This is a genomic window from Bradyrhizobium sp. BTAi1 (genome assembly GCF_000015165.1).
Classification (GTDB): Bacteria; Pseudomonadota; Alphaproteobacteria; order Rhizobiales; family Xanthobacteraceae; genus Bradyrhizobium; species Bradyrhizobium denitrificans.
Genome location: NC_009485.1, coordinates 3,564,150 through 3,580,224 on the forward strand (window position 1 = coordinate 3,564,150; position 16,075 = coordinate 3,580,224).

At 63.8% G+C, this 16,075-nt stretch carries 17 protein-coding genes; 4 read left to right on the forward strand and 13 right to left on the reverse strand.

Going from position 1 to position 16,075, the window contains the following annotated elements; genetic code table 11:
• Window positions 1-96: 96 nt before the first annotated feature.
• The 4 genes from BBTA_RS15970 to BBTA_RS15980 all read right to left on the reverse strand — a co-directional run bounded on the left by BBTA_RS15970 (window position 97) and on the right by BBTA_RS15980 (window position 3,975).
• Window positions 97-960 (reverse strand): hypothetical protein, encoded by an 864-nt coding sequence (locus tag BBTA_RS15970; protein ID WP_244424438.1) that lies wholly within the window; start codon window positions 958-960, stop codon window positions 97-99.
• 252 nt (window positions 961-1,212) lie between these two features.
• Entirely contained in the window at window positions 1,213-1,479 is a 267-nt protein-coding gene (locus tag BBTA_RS40075) for a hypothetical protein (protein WP_148221451.1), read from the reverse strand.
• A 358-nt stretch (window positions 1,480-1,837) separates the two neighbouring features.
• Complete coding sequence (locus BBTA_RS15975) at window positions 1,838-2,533, reverse strand: VIT1/CCC1 transporter family protein (RefSeq protein WP_012043525.1); 696 nt, start codon at window positions 2,531-2,533, stop codon at window positions 1,838-1,840.
• Window positions 2,534-2,733: 200 nt separating this feature from the next.
• Complete coding sequence (locus BBTA_RS15980; RefSeq protein WP_041750682.1) at window positions 2,734-3,975, reverse strand: APC family permease; 1,242 nt, start codon at window positions 3,973-3,975, stop codon at window positions 2,734-2,736.
• A 305-nt stretch (window positions 3,976-4,280) separates the two neighbouring features.
• Between BBTA_RS15980 and BBTA_RS15985 the strand changes: the two genes are divergently transcribed.
• Entirely contained in the window at window positions 4,281-4,874 is a 594-nt protein-coding gene (locus BBTA_RS15985; protein WP_012043527.1) for a cytochrome b, read from the forward strand.
• A gap of 92 nt (window positions 4,875-4,966) precedes the next feature.
• Here BBTA_RS15985 and BBTA_RS15990 read toward each other — a convergent pair whose 3' ends face one another.
• From BBTA_RS15990 to BBTA_RS16030, 9 genes are all read right to left on the reverse strand, one after another.
• Window positions 4,967-6,028, reverse strand: a complete 1,062-nt coding sequence (locus BBTA_RS15990; protein WP_012043528.1) for a nickel/cobalt efflux transporter — start codon at window positions 6,026-6,028, stop codon at window positions 4,967-4,969.
• Window positions 6,029-6,035: 7 nt separating this feature from the next.
• A complete protein-coding gene (locus tag BBTA_RS15995) occupies window positions 6,036-6,314 on the reverse strand; it encodes a metal/formaldehyde-sensitive transcriptional repressor (protein ID WP_012043529.1) in 279 nt (92 codons plus the stop codon).
• A gap of 113 nt (window positions 6,315-6,427) precedes the next feature.
• Window positions 6,428-6,901, reverse strand: a complete 474-nt coding sequence (locus BBTA_RS16000; RefSeq protein WP_012043530.1) for a hypothetical protein — start codon at window positions 6,899-6,901, stop codon at window positions 6,428-6,430.
• Window positions 6,902-6,984: 83 nt separating this feature from the next.
• A complete protein-coding gene (locus BBTA_RS16005) occupies window positions 6,985-7,635 on the reverse strand; it encodes a Spy/CpxP family protein refolding chaperone (RefSeq protein WP_041750683.1) in 651 nt (216 codons plus the stop codon).
• A gap of 345 nt (window positions 7,636-7,980) precedes the next feature.
• The gene (locus BBTA_RS16010; RefSeq protein WP_012043532.1) at window positions 7,981-8,436 is read right to left on the reverse strand and encodes a cupredoxin domain-containing protein; all 456 of its coding nucleotides are present in this window, start codon (window positions 8,434-8,436) and stop codon (window positions 7,981-7,983) included.
• 26 nt (window positions 8,437-8,462) lie between these two features.
• Complete coding sequence (locus BBTA_RS16015; RefSeq protein WP_012043533.1) at window positions 8,463-11,636, reverse strand: efflux RND transporter permease subunit; 3,174 nt, start codon at window positions 11,634-11,636, stop codon at window positions 8,463-8,465.
• On the reverse strand, window positions 11,633-13,057 hold the full coding sequence (locus BBTA_RS16020) for an efflux RND transporter periplasmic adaptor subunit (RefSeq protein ID WP_012043534.1): 1,425 nt from the start codon (window positions 13,055-13,057) through the stop codon (window positions 11,633-11,635). Before BBTA_RS16020 ends, BBTA_RS16015 begins: the two co-directional genes overlap by 4 nt.
• Before the next feature lie 75 nt (window positions 13,058-13,132).
• Window positions 13,133-13,525, reverse strand: a complete 393-nt coding sequence (locus BBTA_RS16025; RefSeq protein WP_012043535.1) for a FixH family protein — start codon at window positions 13,523-13,525, stop codon at window positions 13,133-13,135.
• 98 nt (window positions 13,526-13,623) lie between these two features.
• Window positions 13,624-13,998 (reverse strand): hypothetical protein, encoded by a 375-nt coding sequence (locus tag BBTA_RS16030; RefSeq protein WP_012043536.1) that lies wholly within the window; start codon window positions 13,996-13,998, stop codon window positions 13,624-13,626.
• Between the two features lie 354 nt (window positions 13,999-14,352).
• Between BBTA_RS16030 and BBTA_RS16035 the strand changes: the two genes are divergently transcribed.
• Genes BBTA_RS16035 through BBTA_RS16045 form a run of 3 tightly spaced genes read left to right on the forward strand, consistent with a single transcriptional unit; the run spans window position 14,353 to window position 15,908 of the window.
• Window positions 14,353-14,712 (forward strand): hypothetical protein, encoded by a 360-nt coding sequence (locus BBTA_RS16035; RefSeq protein ID WP_148221452.1) that lies wholly within the window; start codon window positions 14,353-14,355, stop codon window positions 14,710-14,712.
• Between the two features lie 9 nt (window positions 14,713-14,721).
• Window positions 14,722-15,171: a hypothetical protein gene (locus BBTA_RS16040; protein ID WP_012043538.1), complete on the forward strand. Its 450-nt coding sequence runs from the start codon at window positions 14,722-14,724 to the stop codon at window positions 15,169-15,171.
• A gap of 2 nt (window positions 15,172-15,173) precedes the next feature.
• Window positions 15,174-15,908: an SOS response-associated peptidase gene (locus BBTA_RS16045; protein ID WP_012043539.1), complete on the forward strand. Its 735-nt coding sequence runs from the start codon at window positions 15,174-15,176 to the stop codon at window positions 15,906-15,908.
• Window positions 15,909-16,075 lie beyond the last annotated feature (167 nt).

Below are 16,075 nucleotides of genomic sequence, written 5' to 3' on the forward strand. Positions count from 1 at the left end.
GAGCGAGCGATGGCTTGCCGCTTCTCTCACTCGCGTATGACAGACTTGCAACACGGCGTGGCGGGGCCGGCAGCCGACCGCCATTACCGGCGGCAGTCAGAAATTGGAGTTGAAGCGTAGTTTCACCTGCTGCCGCTCAAAATGGGTCAGATCGAGCGGACCACCTGTCGTGCTCCGGCCGGTGAGCTGGATATTCCACGCGCCGGACATCGCCACGCCGTGCCCGAGCTGCACGTAGAAGGTCGGGCCGGCGAACAGCGCTTGGCCAGAATACACGTCGAGGCCAAGTCCATCATAGGCACGCAAGTACCGCAACTCGCCGCCGACGAAGGCGGCAGCCGAGATCCGCGTGGACAGCGCGGCCGAAACGCCGAGCTTCGAATCGCCGGACCATGTGTCGACGACGGCAAGGCGTGTGGTCTGCACATCGTAGAGCAGGTTCAGCGTTCCGAGCAGACAGTCGTCGATCAGCTCCTTGTCGGCGACGAGCGTGAACAGGCCGCCATAGGCGGTCAGCTTTTCGCCGCTGTTGGCGTCGATCTGGCTCCAGCGCGGTTCTGCGATGGCGGTCAACCCGAACGGCCCGTTGCGCCGATTGAGCACCATGTAGCGGGCTTCGAACGAGGCGCCCTGCAAGGCCGTGAGCTGGCGATCGGGAAGACCGGGCACACCCGAAATCCCGAAATGAGCCAGCATCAGATTGGCGGAGAACCGCAGATTGTCGGTCAGCAGCGTCTTGACCGAGTCGTTCTGCATCAGCGCGGTGTACCGACCGGCCGCCTTGCCGAGGTGGCCGATGTTCTCACTTTCCGCTTCCCGCTCACCGGCCTTGCCGATATCCGCCCCCTCAGTGAAGCCGAAGAGGTGCTCGCTGTCGACCTCGGACGCATGCGTGAGTGGACTCGTGAGCAGCGTCAGAAGCAGCACAAGGATCGATCCGATTTCGAACCGAGCGCTCACCGAGCGGTTCGAACCCGGGACGTTCGCGGTGCTTGAATTGCGCTGCATGACGGGACTTCGCGAGCAAGATCACATAGGGCGTGAACACCGAAATATCAGGCCAAGTATTGCCTTCTATGACGCGGCAGGAGTCGGATCAATTCAGATGCGTCGACAATCCAGAGCATACTTGTCGAAGCCCATCCGGCCCTGCCGTTTGCACCAGGCTTGGCGGCACGGGCTGGATCTCGGGTGTGGGAAGAACGACTGATGCTACGCGGCGTGACGCAGACATCGGCCGCGACTGCCGCCTTCGTCCGTCGCCTCGCTGCCCTGCAGCACCCACCGACATTCCGGGCGTCCGCTTACCGGATCGACGTGCCAAACCATGATCGGCACGACGCGGCCGATCGCACACGTCCGCCCCGTTTGCCGCCGGAGTTCGGCTCGGCAATCCCGCTTGTTGATGTGTCCTGGATTGCTGCGGGAAGCTGGGGCAGCGACAATTCCGCGAAACACAATGATGGTGTTGGTGTTCATGACTCACCTCCAGACCGCCCGACGGCCCGGAAGGCGAGCAACGGGACGCTAGGCCCGGCGCATGCTCGCCCGGCGGGCTTCGCCGGGAACAGTCCCAGTTGTTTGGATGGGTGTCCGGCGGCACCAGCGCGGCATCGCCGGACAGCGACTAGGGTAGCTGTCCATTTGTCCGTTCGATCAGTTGGGAATGAGCTCGGACGACCGAGGTCATAGCGGCCCAATGCTCCCGTACCAGGAGACTGTCAAGCAGAAATCGCAAATGGGATCGGAGACAGGATGCGCAAGTCAATGATGAACGATCTACCACCATCGACTTGATCCATGCTCCGTCTCAATCCGAGTGCGGAGAGCCGCGGGTCTATCCGAAGAGGTGCGCGAGCCAATATGCCGCTCCAGCGGCCAATCCTCCTACGAGCAACGTCTGGATCGCAGACTTGCTCTTGTTCACTCCGGTGAAGTGTCCTTTGACGGCTCCGAAGCATAGGAGGGCAACGCCGGTGGCCGCGACCGAGATTTGCAGTGCGGTTCCGATATTCTGCGTGAATATATAGGGCACGAGTGGAATCAAGCCGCCGACCACATAGGAGCCGCCAATTGTGGCGGCGCTGATCGGAGCGCGCTTTGGGTCCGGGCGCTCCAATCCCAATTCGAAGCGCATCATGAAGTCGACCCAACGCTGCGGATGCGAGGCGATCGCGCCGACTACGGATTGAAGCGTATCAGCGTCCAGGCCGTATTGGCGGAAGATGTGCTCGACTTCCTCGATCTCACGCTCGTGCAGCACCTTGATTTCATGATGCTCCCTCTGCTCTTCCGCGGCGTAATGCTCCGCGTCGGTGCGAGCGGCGAGATACCCGCCGAGCCCCATCGCGATGGCCCCAGCGACGACTTCTGCCAATCCGGCAGTGACGATCACGTCCGTATTGGTAACCGCTGCAGAAAGGCCTGCCGCCAGCGCGAACGGGACCGTCAAGCCGTCTGCCATCCCGATCACGACGTCACGGACGCTCTCTGAGGCAGTAAAATGCTTTTCGATGTGAGGAGTGGCAGGCACGGGTCGCTCCTGGTGGCTGGGTTGGCTTCAATCAGAACTGCCTCCAGCAGTCCGTCTGCGCCAGAGGGGCCAAGATCGATGACGACAAGATAACAAGGATGCCGATGGTTTTATCAATAGCCGCAAAACAGGCAGTTTGCCGAAGGATGTCTCGCTATTGATTTGCATCTGCGTCTCGAACACAGATGCCGGTCGATCAGCTAGGAGATCGAGTCGAGCACAATGAGGAGAGCGCTCGACAACAGACCGGCAAACGGCACCCACTTCGGACAGACGAAGGCTCCGGCAGGCGGAGGTTCGCCGGCGCTCTTGATCCTGATGAGCGCAATATTCACCAATGCGAAAACGACAAGGGTCAATCTGGCCGTGAGATCGGCAAGTCCTGCGAGAGGAACCGCCAAGGCCAGCAGCAAGATCGCTCCAATGCCGATTGCCGTCGCCAACACGGGCGTCTTCGTCCTCGAGTTCACCCTCGCGAGAACTTTGGGCAAGGCGCCTTGGTCGGCCAAGCCATAAATGACGCGGCCAATCATGATCATGTGGACGATGATGCCGTTCAGCGTCGCCGTGACTGCGATCGCGCTCATTGTCGGGAGCGGCAGCCCTGTCAGGTTCTTGAAGACGAGCGCCAGGGGGGCTGGGGAGTTCGCGAGCTCCGGTGGCGGCACCGCGGTCACGGCGATCCACACGACCAGGGCGTAGATCAGCGCAGTCAGACCAAGCGTGAGAAACAGCGCCCAGGGCAGGGTGCGAGATGGATTCTTGAGCTCCTCGGCAACGTTGACGAGGTGCTCAAAGCCGATGAAGGCAAAGACAGCAATGAGTGTCGTTCCTGCAATTCCGATCCAGGCGCCGACGTCTGAAGTTGCGGGCCAGACCTCTGGCAGGCGCGTTATCACGCCGTTTCCGTACAGCAGGCCCGCAACGATGATGAGCACAAGGCCGCTCACTTCGACGAGCGTCATGATGCCGGCGAGAGTCACCGACTGCACCGTGGCAAGGCACGCGACCGCGCCCATCGCGAGCACAACACCGCAAACGATCAAAGGGGCCGGTGCGGAAACGAACACCGCAACATAGCCAGCGCTTCCCCGGCTTACGGTCGCGGCCGATACGGTCGCAGTGAGGACGACGAGTAGCCCCGTCCCAAGGCTGAGCCACTTGCGCTGGAATGCGGCCTGGACATACGCAGCCTCGCTGGCGCTCACCGGCATGCGTGTCCCGAGTTCTGCGAACGAAGCCGCGCTGAATGACATGACCAGCGCAGCGCCGATGAACGCCAGTGGCGCGTGCATGCCGCTCCGGCCTGCAGCGATGCCGACGAGAACATAAATGCCGGCGCCGATCGTCACACCCATCCCGTAGAGAACGGCATGGGTGAGGGTCAAGCTGCGAACCAGGCGCGGCTCGTCTGCTGGAGCTGCTACGGACTGAGCGGTCATTCGAATCTCCTGGATGCGAGTGCTTCCATCCCGCACGGCATCCAGCTGTCGGTGGAATCAAAGCGGCGCCTGATGCGACCGGCCTATCGCGCAGTATGTTCAGGGAATGCGGAACGCGCAATCGCCGTTCGTCCACCGGCTGGACGAGCCGTCAGTGATGATGCCGTTTCCGCTGTCCGCCATGCGACGTCCCCCGAATTCCAGAACATTCGCCGGCGACGAATGGACGCAGATCGAGCGTATCTTGATCCAGATCAACGGAGTGAAATTGGGCGACGCGCATCATCATCCAGAGGGTTTTCGAGATGCAGCTGATCAACTCGGCAAAAGGCTACGGCGCGGTTCCTCAGGCGTTGCATTGGCTGACGGCGCTCCTTGTTGCAATCACCTGGGCGCTCGGCGTTCTCGGCGAGGATCTGCCGAGTGGCGGAGCGCGCGCGTCCGCCCTGTTCATTCATATTGCGGCGGGCATCGCAATCCTGGCGATGCTCGCAGTGCGGTTGACGTGGCGGTTGGTCGACCCGGCGCCACCGACCGAAGAGACCGAATTCGCCACATGGATGGGAAAATGGCAGGATCCGGCCGCCCGGTTCGCGCACTATCTCCTGTACGCCCTCCTCTTCGCCGTGCCCGTCGCTGGGATCGTCCTGCAATTTGCGCGCGGTGACGCGCTGCCGGTCTTTGGAATGACGGAGATTGCATCGCCCTGGCCCAGGGATCGCGCCTTCGCCCACAATGTGAAGGAGGTGCATGAGATCCTTGCTCATGCCCTCGTTGTCGTTGCCGCGATGCATGCGGCCGCGGCCCTGATCCATCATTGGATCTTCCGCGATCGTACCTTGCTTCGAATGCTGCCGCACTTCTGGAAGCCGTCGAGCACGCCTGGTGCAGGGGAATGAGCGGCAACGTCTAGTCTGCGGCCGCGCCTTTGAGGGCGCTCAGGATCCGCTTCGGACAATCCAGCAGTCGCAAGCCGCGGAGGGACTGATCGTCACGTCATGACCTCGTGCAGGCCCAGCCAACCCGTATACAGCCCGACCAGCACGATCAGCGCGGCCGAGACGTAGGGCGCGCGGTGGGCGAAGCGGCTGAAGCCGGACCAGTGGCGCTCGACATGCCGCAGGCTGAGGGCAGCCAGCACTCCGGCAGATACCATGGTGATGGCCAAGCCGATGCCGAAGCAGAGAACCAGCACGAAGCCCAGGCTGAACTGCTTCAGCTGAATGCACAACAGCAGGACAGTGATGGCGGCCGGGCAGGGGATCAAGCCGCCGGTCAGGCCGAACAGAACGATCTGGGCCGTTGTCACGGTGCGGCCGGCAAAACGCTTGCGAATGTCGGCGGCATGAGCGCGCGCGTGGGCATCGTCCTCATCGCCGAGGTTCATGTGATCGTGAGCATGTTCCTCGAACAGGATCTCCGCGGTCTCGCCGGCAAGGCCGATGCGCGCCTTGAATGCATGTGGTTCCGGGATCTCCTCGATGCTCTCCAGATGGCCGCTCCCGAGGCGGAAGCTGAAGCCCTGCTCGGCGCCGTCCGGACGCACCGTCGTCAGATGAAGCGCTTCGGCGGCCGGCAGAGCTCCCGTCTCGGCGCGGATGCGCCAGCGCGGCGGAACGCCGTCCTCGAAGATCTCGACGGAGAGCGACCGACCGCCGACCACGACCGACTGCGGCTCATCGTTATGATGATGGTGATGCGCTCCATTCTGCTCTCGCCATGTGCGCCAGATCATCCAGATGGCAATGCCGATGATGACGATCGCCGAGATCAGCTGAAGGTAGGCTTCGCTGCGCTCGCCCGACAGCTCCTGGCCGAAGTGAAGGCCGGCCAGCGCAATCACCCATACGATCGCCGTATGCGAGATGGTCGCCGACAGGCCGAGCAGCACCGCCTGCAACACGGTGCCCCGGATCGCGACGATGAACGCGGCCATCATGGTCTTGGAATGACCGGGCTCCAGGCCGTGCAGGGCGCCAAGCAGGATGGCGCTGGGTACGAACAGCCAGGCATGCGCGCTGCCTTGCTGGAGCAGTTGGGACAGATCGGTCATACGGATCTCACTTCAGATAGGTGCGGACCACTTCGATGAGGTCCGCGGCGCCCTTCGCCTTGTCCGGGTCGGATTCGCGCGCGGGATCGACGACGTGGTGTCGAATATGATCCTCGAGCAACTCGGTCGTCAGTCCTCCGATGGCGCCGCGAACCGACGCGACCAGCATCAGCACGTCGGCACAACCGAGTTCTGCTTCGAGTGCGCGCTCCACGGCGTCAATCTGGCCCTTGATGCGCCGGACCCGGGCCAGGAGCTTCGACTTCTGCTTGATCGTATGCGACATTAAAATAGTATAGGGGGGTACCCTATAGGCGTCAATAGAGCCCGTTTCTTACGGTATTGGGCGGCCATGGTGAAAGAGCCCGCACTCGTCGAAATCGGCGATTTCAGCGGATGTCACGGGCTGCACCCAGCCTGAACCTCCCCTGCGGACGAGCGGGCGAGTTCACGCGCATGGAGCGCGAGGCTCGCTGCCCAGACGAATGCCATGCCGAGCAGAACCCATCTGAAGTCGGAATGGATCATGAAGTTGACGGCGGCCATCAGCCCGATCGATGTTGTGCCGGCAATGGCGGCGCCGATCGCCGCGGCAGGTCGATGGTCGCGGAACGACGTGACTGCAAGAGCAACGGCAAGCACTCCGGTTGCTGCGATGTAACCGCCCAGCACCCGGAATACATGGCTGAGCCAGGAGGTGAGCCGCGGTCCGATGACCTGCAACTCGGCGGTCGTGAGGCCCATGTAACGAATATCCTCCGGCAGCAGCGGCGGTCGAAGAACAAGAAAGTAGAGGCCGACGCCAATCAGGAGAATGCCCGAAGCTATAAGCAGCAGCGACGAGACCGGCCAACGGCGGGACATGGCTTCCATCTCGATGGCTCCGAATGACCAGCAGGCGATCAATCCGCGCAACGAGTTGCCGGTCGTTGAGATGCCCGCGTCAGTCCGCTCGTTTAGTTCCCGCGCTGCATCCGCATGGAGCTCATTCGGCTGCCCTGCTTTGCCATCGGCATGATGCCGAGATTCGGCGCGAGCAGCTCGTCGGCCGCTGTCTTTTGCTCGTCAGAAAAGGTCGCGACGAGGTTGCCGAGGGTGGTCCTGAGCGACCGTGTTGCGTCGAGCCGGGCCGACAGCCATTTTTCCTGCGCAGTGAGACGGTCGAGCAGCGTCTCGGAGCCGGTGTTGCCCATCATCGTGCTGCGAAGCTCGCCCAGCATCTTGGCGCGCGCGCGCAATGCGTCGGCGAAGCCGCTCCAGGCCGATGTCTGCGCGTCGGTGATCTTCAGCTCCGCTCGGAGAAACGCGATCCTCCCTTCCACGTGATCGAGCATTTCGAGGCCGTCCATGCCGTCGTCCGATGGCCGGCCCATGCCCGACATCATCTGCATCATGTCGGACATCGGCATGCTGCCCATCATCTTCATCCTGCGCTCACCCATCATGCTCTCGGACGGGGTTGCGGCACCTGTTGCTTTGCCGGCCCCGCTTGCCGGCGCCTCGTTCTGATCCGGATGATGAGCCGAATGATCCGTGGCGGATTGCGCGAGGACGGGCTGGACGAGGGCGGCGAGCAAGAATACCGAAGCGACGGCTGATCTCTGCATGGCTCAGGTCTCCGACTATCAGCCCTCGACAATGCCGCGCGACTGCACGCCCGAGTTGATCCATGTCAACCGCGCATTGTGAGATGAGCTTGAGAATGCACCCAGCTTGGTCAGGATGTCCCCGCCGCCGGTTGATCCAGCTATCGACTCAGTTGTCGCTGATCGACAGCGACAAAATCGTCGAAACCACCGCTGCTCGGCCTCGGATCGGACCACGATCTTGTTGGTGACCTCGTTCCGGCGGATATGGCCGCGTTTGCGGTCCCGATCAGCACAGTCGCTGCCGCAGGCATCAGGAACGACCGGAAGGACGCCAGTTCAAGACGCTGGCTCATGGTCAGCTTCTCATTTCACGGTCACGTGGCCGGTCATGCCGTATTCGCGGTGGTCCGGGATCAGGCAGGAATATTCGAACGTTCCGGGCTTGGTGAACTTCCAGACGATCTCGGCAGTCTTCTTCGGTGCCACGCGAACGCCATTCGGCTCATCGTGCTCCATGTGCGGGTGCTTCCTCATGACCGCGCCGTGCTTGAGGTTTTCCTTGGTGGTCGCCAGCTGGAATTCGTGATCCTCCCTACCCGCATTGCGGATGATGAAGCGGATCTGCTCGCCCCGTTTCACCTCGATGCGGATCGGCTCATAGGTCATTTCGCTCATCTCGATCTCGATCGTCCGGGACGGCTTTGTCGGGTCGCCCGGCTCTCCCGCCGAGTAGGATGAGTGTTGCCCGTGATCGTGCGCCATGGCCGGTGCGGCCGCGGTCAGGGCCAGGGCCAGAGCAAGTTTTGTAAGGTTGCTCATCGTCTCTCCTTCTTTGTCGATGTCATCTACGCCGCCTTCGGCACATCTTGCGAGCCGCTTTCCGAGGCTCCTGCCGTCACCCCGCCTGTGGCTGACAGACCCCGTCCCTTGACCAGGCCGAAGATGGCCGGGATCACGATCAGGGTGAGCAGCGTCGACGAGATCATGCCTCCGATCATCGGCACCGCAATCCGCTGCATGATCTCGGAGCCCGTGCCGGTGCTCCATATGATCGGCAGCAGGCCGGCCATGATGGCGACCACGGTCATCATCTTTGGTCGGACGCGCTCGACCGCGCCCTCCATGATCGCGTCCTGCAGATCCTGGCGGGTCAGCGTGCGGTTTTCTGCCGCGTGCCTGGCCCTCATCTCGGCCAGCGCGTGATCCAGATAGATCAACATCACCACGCCGGTCTCGGCGGCGACGCCGGCGAGCGCGATGAAGCCGACGGCCACCGCAACCGAGAGGTTGAATCCGAGCCACCACATCATCCAGATGCCGCCGACCAAGGCGAACGGCAGCGACAGCATCACGATCAGGGTCTCGGTCATGGCCCTGAAGTTCAGATAGAGCAGCAGGAAGATGATCGTAAGCGTCACCGGGATGACGATCTTGAGCCTGGCGGCTGCGCGCTGCAGATACTCATATTGGCCGCTCCAGACCACATAGTACCCGGCCGGGAACTGGATGCTCTCTGTGACTGCGCGCTGCGCATCTCCGACGTAGCTGCCGATGTCGCGGTCGCGGATGTCGACATAAATGTAGGTCGCAAGCTGGCCATTCTCGGTGCGGATCGAGGTCGGGCCGCGCGCCGGCTCGATCTTGGCGACTTCGCCGAGCGGCACGGCGCCGCCTGATGGCATCGGCACCAGAACATCGCTGGCGATGGCCTTCGGATTGTCGCGCAGATCACGCGGATAGCGCATGTTCACCGTGAAGCGCTGCCGGCCCTCCACGGTGGTCGTGACGGTCTGGCCGCCGAGTGCGGCGGCGATCGTGTCCTGGACGTCCTGGATCAGGAGGCCGTAACGGGCCAGCGCCTCGCGGTCGGGCGTGATCTCGAGGTAGTAGCCGCCGATGCCGCGCTCGGCATAGGCGGAGGAGGTCCCCGGCACGGTCTTGATCACTCGCTCGATCTGCTTGGCCAAGCGATCGATCTCGGTGAGGTCCGTACCCATCACCTTGACGCCGATCGGCGTCCGGATGCCGGTCGACAGCATGTCGATGCGGGCCTTGATCGGCATGGTCCAGGCGTTGGAGACGCCCGGGAATTGCAGCGCCTTGTCCATCTCCGCGATCAGGCTGTCGATGGTGACGCCGGCGCGCCATTGCTCCTTCGGCTTGAGATTGACGACCGTTTCGAACATCTCGGTCGGCGCAGGATCGGTTGCGGTCGCCGCACGGCCCGCCTTGCCGTAGACCGAGGCGACCTCCGGGAAGGACTTGATGATGCGGTCCTGCATCTGCATCAGCTCGGCCGCCTTGGTTACGGAGATGCCGGGGAGGGTGGTTGGCATGTAGAGCAGCGTGCCCTCGTTCAGGCTGGGCATGAACTCGGTGCCGAGCTGGCGCGCCGGCCAGACGCTGATGGCGAGCACCGCGACGGCGGCGAGAATGACGAGCATCTTGGCCCGCAGCACGCTCTTGATGACGGGCCGGTAGATCCAGATCAGGAAGCGATTGATGGGATTGCGTTGCTCGGGGACGATCCTGCCGCGGACGAAGATCACCATCAGCGCCGGCACCAGTGTCACCGACAGCAGCGCGGCCGCCGCCATCGAGAACGTCTTGGTGAAGGCGAGCGGGCTGAACAGCCGTCCCTCCTGCGACTCCAGCGTGAAGATCGGCATGAACGACACGGTGATGATCAGCAGGCTAAAGAACAGGGCAGGGCCGACCTCCGCCGCGGCATCGATTAAGATTTGGACGCGCGACTGGTCGGGCTTGGCCCGCTCGAGGTGCTTGTGGGCGTTCTCGATCATGACGATTGCAGCATCCACCATGGCGCCGATCGCGATCGCGATGCCGCCCAGGCTCATGATGTTCGAGCCGAGCCCGAGCAGCTTCATCGCGCCGAACGCCATCAGCACGCCAACGGGAAGCATGAGGATCGCGACCAGGGCGCTGCGGACGTGCAGCAGGAATACGATGCAGACGAAGGCGACGACGAGGCTCTCCTCGAGCAGCGTGTGCTTGAGCGTGTCGATGGCGGCATAGATCAGGTTCGAGCGATCATAGACCGGAACGATCTCGACCGATTTGGGCAGGCTGCTCGCGATATCCTTGAAGCGCTTCTTCACGTTCTCGATCACGTCGAGCGCGTTGACGCCGAAGCGCTGCAGCACGATGCCGCTGGCAACCTCGCCCTCGCCATTGAGCTCGGCGATGCCGCGCCGCTCGTCGGGCCCGAGCTCCACATGAGCGACGTCGCGCAGCAGCACCGGCGTGCCGCCGGAGTTCTTGAGCACGATGTTGCCGAGGTCGTCGATGCTCTTGATGTAGCCCTTGCCGCGGATGACGTATTCGAACTCGGAGAGCTCGACCGTGCGCCCGCCGACATCGGCGTTGCTGGCGCGAATCGCGTCGCGGATCTTCTGCATGCTGATGCCGCGATCGCGCATCCGCTGCGGATCGAGCACCACATTGTACTGCTTGACGAAGCCGCCGATGCTCGCGACCTCGGCGACGCCCTCGGCCTTGGCGAGCGCGAATTTCAGGTTCCAGTCCTGCAGCGTGCGGGTGTCGGCGAGGTTCAGTTCCTTCGACATGACGGCATATTGATAGACCCAGCCCACGCCCGTTGCGTCAGGCCCGATCGTGGGTGTGACGCCCGCGGGCAGGCGGGAGGCAGCACTGTTCAGGAACTCCATCACGCGCGAGCGTGCCCAGTAGATGTCGGTACCGTCCTCGAAGATCACATAGACGAACGACACCCCGAAGAACGAGAAGCCGCGCACGACCTTCGATTTCGGCACGGTCAGCATCGCCGTGGTCAGGGGATAGGTGACCTGGTCCTCGATCACCTGCGGCGCCTGGCCGGAATATTCGGTGTAGACGATGACCTGGGTGTCCGACAGATCGGGGATGGCGTCGAGCGGCAGATGGATGAGCGCGTAGAATCCAGCCGCGGCGGCGAAGCCGGTGCCGAACAGCACCAGCAGCAGGTTGCGCGCCGACCACGCGATGATGCGGGCGATCATTTGTGCTCTCCCATCCCGGCGTGATCGTTCCCGGCGGGTTGCGGCTCGCCGGCTTCCGCGAAGCTCTTCAGCGCAGCCTTGAGGTTGCTTTCCGCGTCGATCAGGAAGTTGGCCGAGGTGACGACTGCATCGCCATCCGCTACGCCGTCTCGGACCTCGACATAGCCTGCGCCCCGCCGGCCGAGCTTGACGGCGCGCGGCTCGTAGCGGCCGTCGCCTTTGTCGATCAGCACAGCCTGGCGGCTGCCAGTATCGAGTACGGCGTCAGTCGGCACGGCCAGTACCGGCGCCGGGGCGGCCGTGTCGATCTCAGCATCGACATACATATCCGGGAGCAGTGCGAGGTCGGAATTGGCGAGCTCGATCCGCACCCGCGCCGTACGCGTGTCCTTGTTCACCTGGGGATAGATTACCGCGATCGAGCCGGTGAACGTGCGGCCCGGGAAGCTGCGCGCGCGGATCGTCACGGGTTGTCCGACGGCGATGCTGCCGAGGTCGCGCTCGGCGACGTCGACCAAGGCCCAGACCAGAGAGATGTCTGCAATGCGGAACAGCACGTCGCCGGGATTGGCGCGCATGCCTTCGACTGCGTTGCGCTCCAGCACGATGCCGTCGCGTGGTGCTGACCATTGCACTGTGACGGGAGCAATGCGCGACTTCTCCATCGCGGTGATGACCGGCTCCGGCACGTCGAGATTGGTCAGGCGTTGCCGCGAGCCGCGCCCATAGGCGGCGTTGCTGCCGACGATGTTGGAGTTGATGGTCGAGAGATATTCGGCCGCGGCCGCAGCGATGGCCGAGCTGTAGATCTCCATCAGCGGCTGCCCCGCCTTGACGCGCGTGCCGGTGGTCACGTCAGCGACCTTCTGGACGAAGCTTTCCGCCCGCATGGCGATCACGGACACGCGACGTTCGTCGAGCTGGATGGTGCCTGGCGCCTTGACCGCGACATGGAGCGTGCGCCGCTCGACCGTCGTCGACTTCACGCCGGTGCGCTGGATCTTGCCGGGCGACAGCTTCACAGTGCCATCGTCGGTATCGTCGCCCTCGTAGACGGGAACGTAATCCATTCCCATCGGGTCCTTCTTCGGCGTCGGCGACGTATCCGGCAGGCCCATCGGATTGCGGTAGTAGAGGATCCTGCGCGAGGAGTCCGCCTGCGGCTTCGGCTTGGCCGGCTCCGGCGCGGCCTGATCGTCGTCGTAGACCGGCACATAGTCCCGCCCGCGGTCGTCCCTCTTCGGGCTTGCCGACCATGCAGGAGCGCCGCTTGGATCGCGATAATACAGCGGCACGCGCTCGGCCACCGCGCCGGCGGCTTGGGCGTGGAGCGACGAAGGCGAGGTCTGGATGGACATGAGTCCACTCAAGACGAGGCCGGCGCCGACCGTGACGGTCGCGAGCAGACGCGAGATGTTCATGGCATCACCGTGAGGCGCGCTGGACGCGCTATCCGTTGGGGAGGTCGGGGCGCTCGCCGGGAGCGCCCCGCGAGCTCACTTGGTCGCCTTGACGATGACCTTGCCGGTCACTGTGTCCGGCTCGCCCTGCACCTTGGCGGAGAGCGTGACCTGGTAGCGTCCGGCCATCGGCAGATCGGTCTTGAAGGCGTAGACGCCCGGCTCCTTGGACGGCAGCGGCGCCACCTCCGAGACCATGTCGGCCATTCCGTCGGGGCCCATGTCGACGCGCGTCTTGAAGATCACGGCGTCGGCGACGGGCTTGCCAGTCTGCTTGTTGGTGAGACGAACGGCGACGGTCACGTCGTCGCCTTTCTTCATCTCCGGCGTGACGGGCTCGAAGCTGTAATCAGCGGCGCCGGCGAGGGCGGCCGATGCGGCAAGCGAGAGGGTGGCGGCAAGCGCCGCGGTGATGATCTTGGAAAGCATGGTTTGTCCTCGTGAATGGATCTCAGCCGTGGCGCCAGCGGTGCGCACGTCAGTCATCGGCGCGCGCGGGCAAGCGCACGCTTAGGCTTGGACGAGATTCAGATACGAGGAGGTCGGAACGGGGGGCTGCCGCTGTGGAGAGAGGCGACCTGATCGGCGGGAATGGCGATCGTGGTCGCAGTCACGGCGAGAGGACTGAACGTCACCGGCCTGACATCGCCGAGCGCAACCGTGCCGCCGGCGCAGCAGAAGCCCATGCCGCATTTATAGTTGTGCGAAGGGGAGCCCGGTCCCTTCATGTCGTCCGGACAGCAGTCGTCCATCGACATGCCAGCGCCGTCATCCATCTGCATGTGCATGCTCGTCTGCATGTCGTCCGACGATATCGCAATCCCGGCCGCCGATGCGCCGATCGGCAGCACCGCCAGCGACAAGGCGATCGCAAACGCCAGGATGGTACGGACGAGCCGCATCGAGATCTGAGTTCCCTTTCGAGCCGCACTAGGGGACGTCGTTATCATAAGCAGAAGACGGACGCAGTCGTTGATCCTACTCAACCCTGCGTGACCATCGCCTGATACCTCTGACGACACCATCGATCAATGGCGATCTTGCGGCGCCACGCGCGCTGCGGCGGAACAGATCGCACGTTCCCCGTTGAGGGCCTCGTGATCTCTTAAGGAACTCTTCCCGACGCGGCGCCGTCGAGTCGACTTGATCTTTCTCGTCGGAGGCCCAGAACCGACTCGACTCTATGTTCGCTATATGTTCTCATTGCGGTCATGAATGACCGCCCCGCGAGCTGGCGCATGCCGACACGGAGACAGATGGACCAGCTGGCCCGCCGCGTCGGCGGGAAGGACCCTAACGCGCGCGGGCTTGCCCCAAATGCCGACCTGCCGCCGGAATACTGGGAGGCGCTCCTCGAGGCCGCAGGCGCCGACGGCGACCACGTGGGACTCGATGCGTCCCGACGGCTGCTTCGGCTCAGTCAGGTGCCCGATCACGTGCTGCGCGTCGGCTGTCGGCGCTGCGGTCGAACCGTCGAGATCCAGAAGGCCGATGCCGCCCGGCTCTACGGTCCAGAGTCCGTCTGGCGGGATGTGGGCCGGCGCCTGCTCGACGACACCTGCACGCAGAGGACGGGACGCTACGAAGAGGACGGCTGCTGGCCGTCGTTCGACTGAGCCGGCTGGATGGCGCCCAAGCGTCACCCGACGCCGCTCAGCGGAGGCGACCGCAAGGCATTGGCGAAGGAGCTCGGCCGGGCTCGGGCGATGACAACCATCCTCGCCGAGCAGGCCGCCGAAGCACGGGCCGAAGGCGAGGCGCTGATCCGCAAGGCCGATAAGCTTCTCTGCGAAAGCTGGAACGAGCGCATGTGGGCCAACGGCGGCCCGGTCGATCCATCGCCAGCGATCGACCAGGCGATCAACGGCGGCTATCCTTGGCTCGAGATCGAGTGCTCCCGCTGCAAGGCTCGGCGGGATGTCGACTTGGGCACGCTGCGCCATCCGCCGACCACCTTTGTCCATGACCTGGCTGGCCGGCTCCGCTGCAGCCGGTGCGCGGGGACAAATCGCCGGCCGCCAGCGACGCTGCTACAACTGGCGCAGCGCCCTCGCCAGGCCGCTCCGGGGACCTGACGATGTGCAATCTCTACTCAATGACCAAGAGCGCCGACGCGATCCGACGTCTGTTCGGAGTGCAGCCCGGCAACGACCGCACCGGCAACCTGCCGTCTATGCCGGGCATCTTCCCCGACTACCCAGCGCCGATCATCCGCAACTCGGCCGCGGGCCTGGAGCTTGCGATGGCAAGGTGGGGCATGCCGTCATCAGCGAAGGCCCTGATGGATGCGACCAAGAAGCGGGCCGAGAAGCTTGAAGCCAGGGGCAAGACAGTCGATTTCAAGGAACTGCTGCGTCTTGAGCCGGACAGCGGGACGACCAACATCAGGAACGTCACCAGTGCGCATTGGAAGCGCTGGCTCGGGCCCGACCACCGCTGCCTGGTCCCGTTCACCTCGTTCTCCGAATACGACACCATTAACGGCAAGAAGGTGCCGGTCTGGTTCGCCCTCGACGAGAGCCGGCCTCTCCTGGCGTTCGCCGGCCTCTGGACGACCTGGACGTCGGTCCGCAAAGCCAAAGAGGGCGAGGTCACGACCGACGTATACGGCTTCCTGACCTGTGAGCCGAACGCCGAGGTCGGCGCCGTGCACCCGAAGGCGATGCCGGTGATCCTGACCACCCCTGAGGAATTCGACGCCTGGCTACGGGCCCCCTGGGACGAGGCCAAGGTGCTGCAGCGGCCCTTGCCAGACGGCTCGCTGCGGATCGTAGCGACCGGCCCGAAAGAGGACGCTTCGCCGTCGGGCTAGGTCTTGAGGCCCGCGGAACACTGGATCAACGCGAGCTCTGACGATTGCGAATCTTTCGCTGCCTGGATTTTCACGGAATTCCTGCAGCAGCGGTTCATTGCCGCACTCGATCGCCACCGTCAGGCGATCAGTGACTTCCGGACGCATGAGCATCGGCCCGCAGCGCC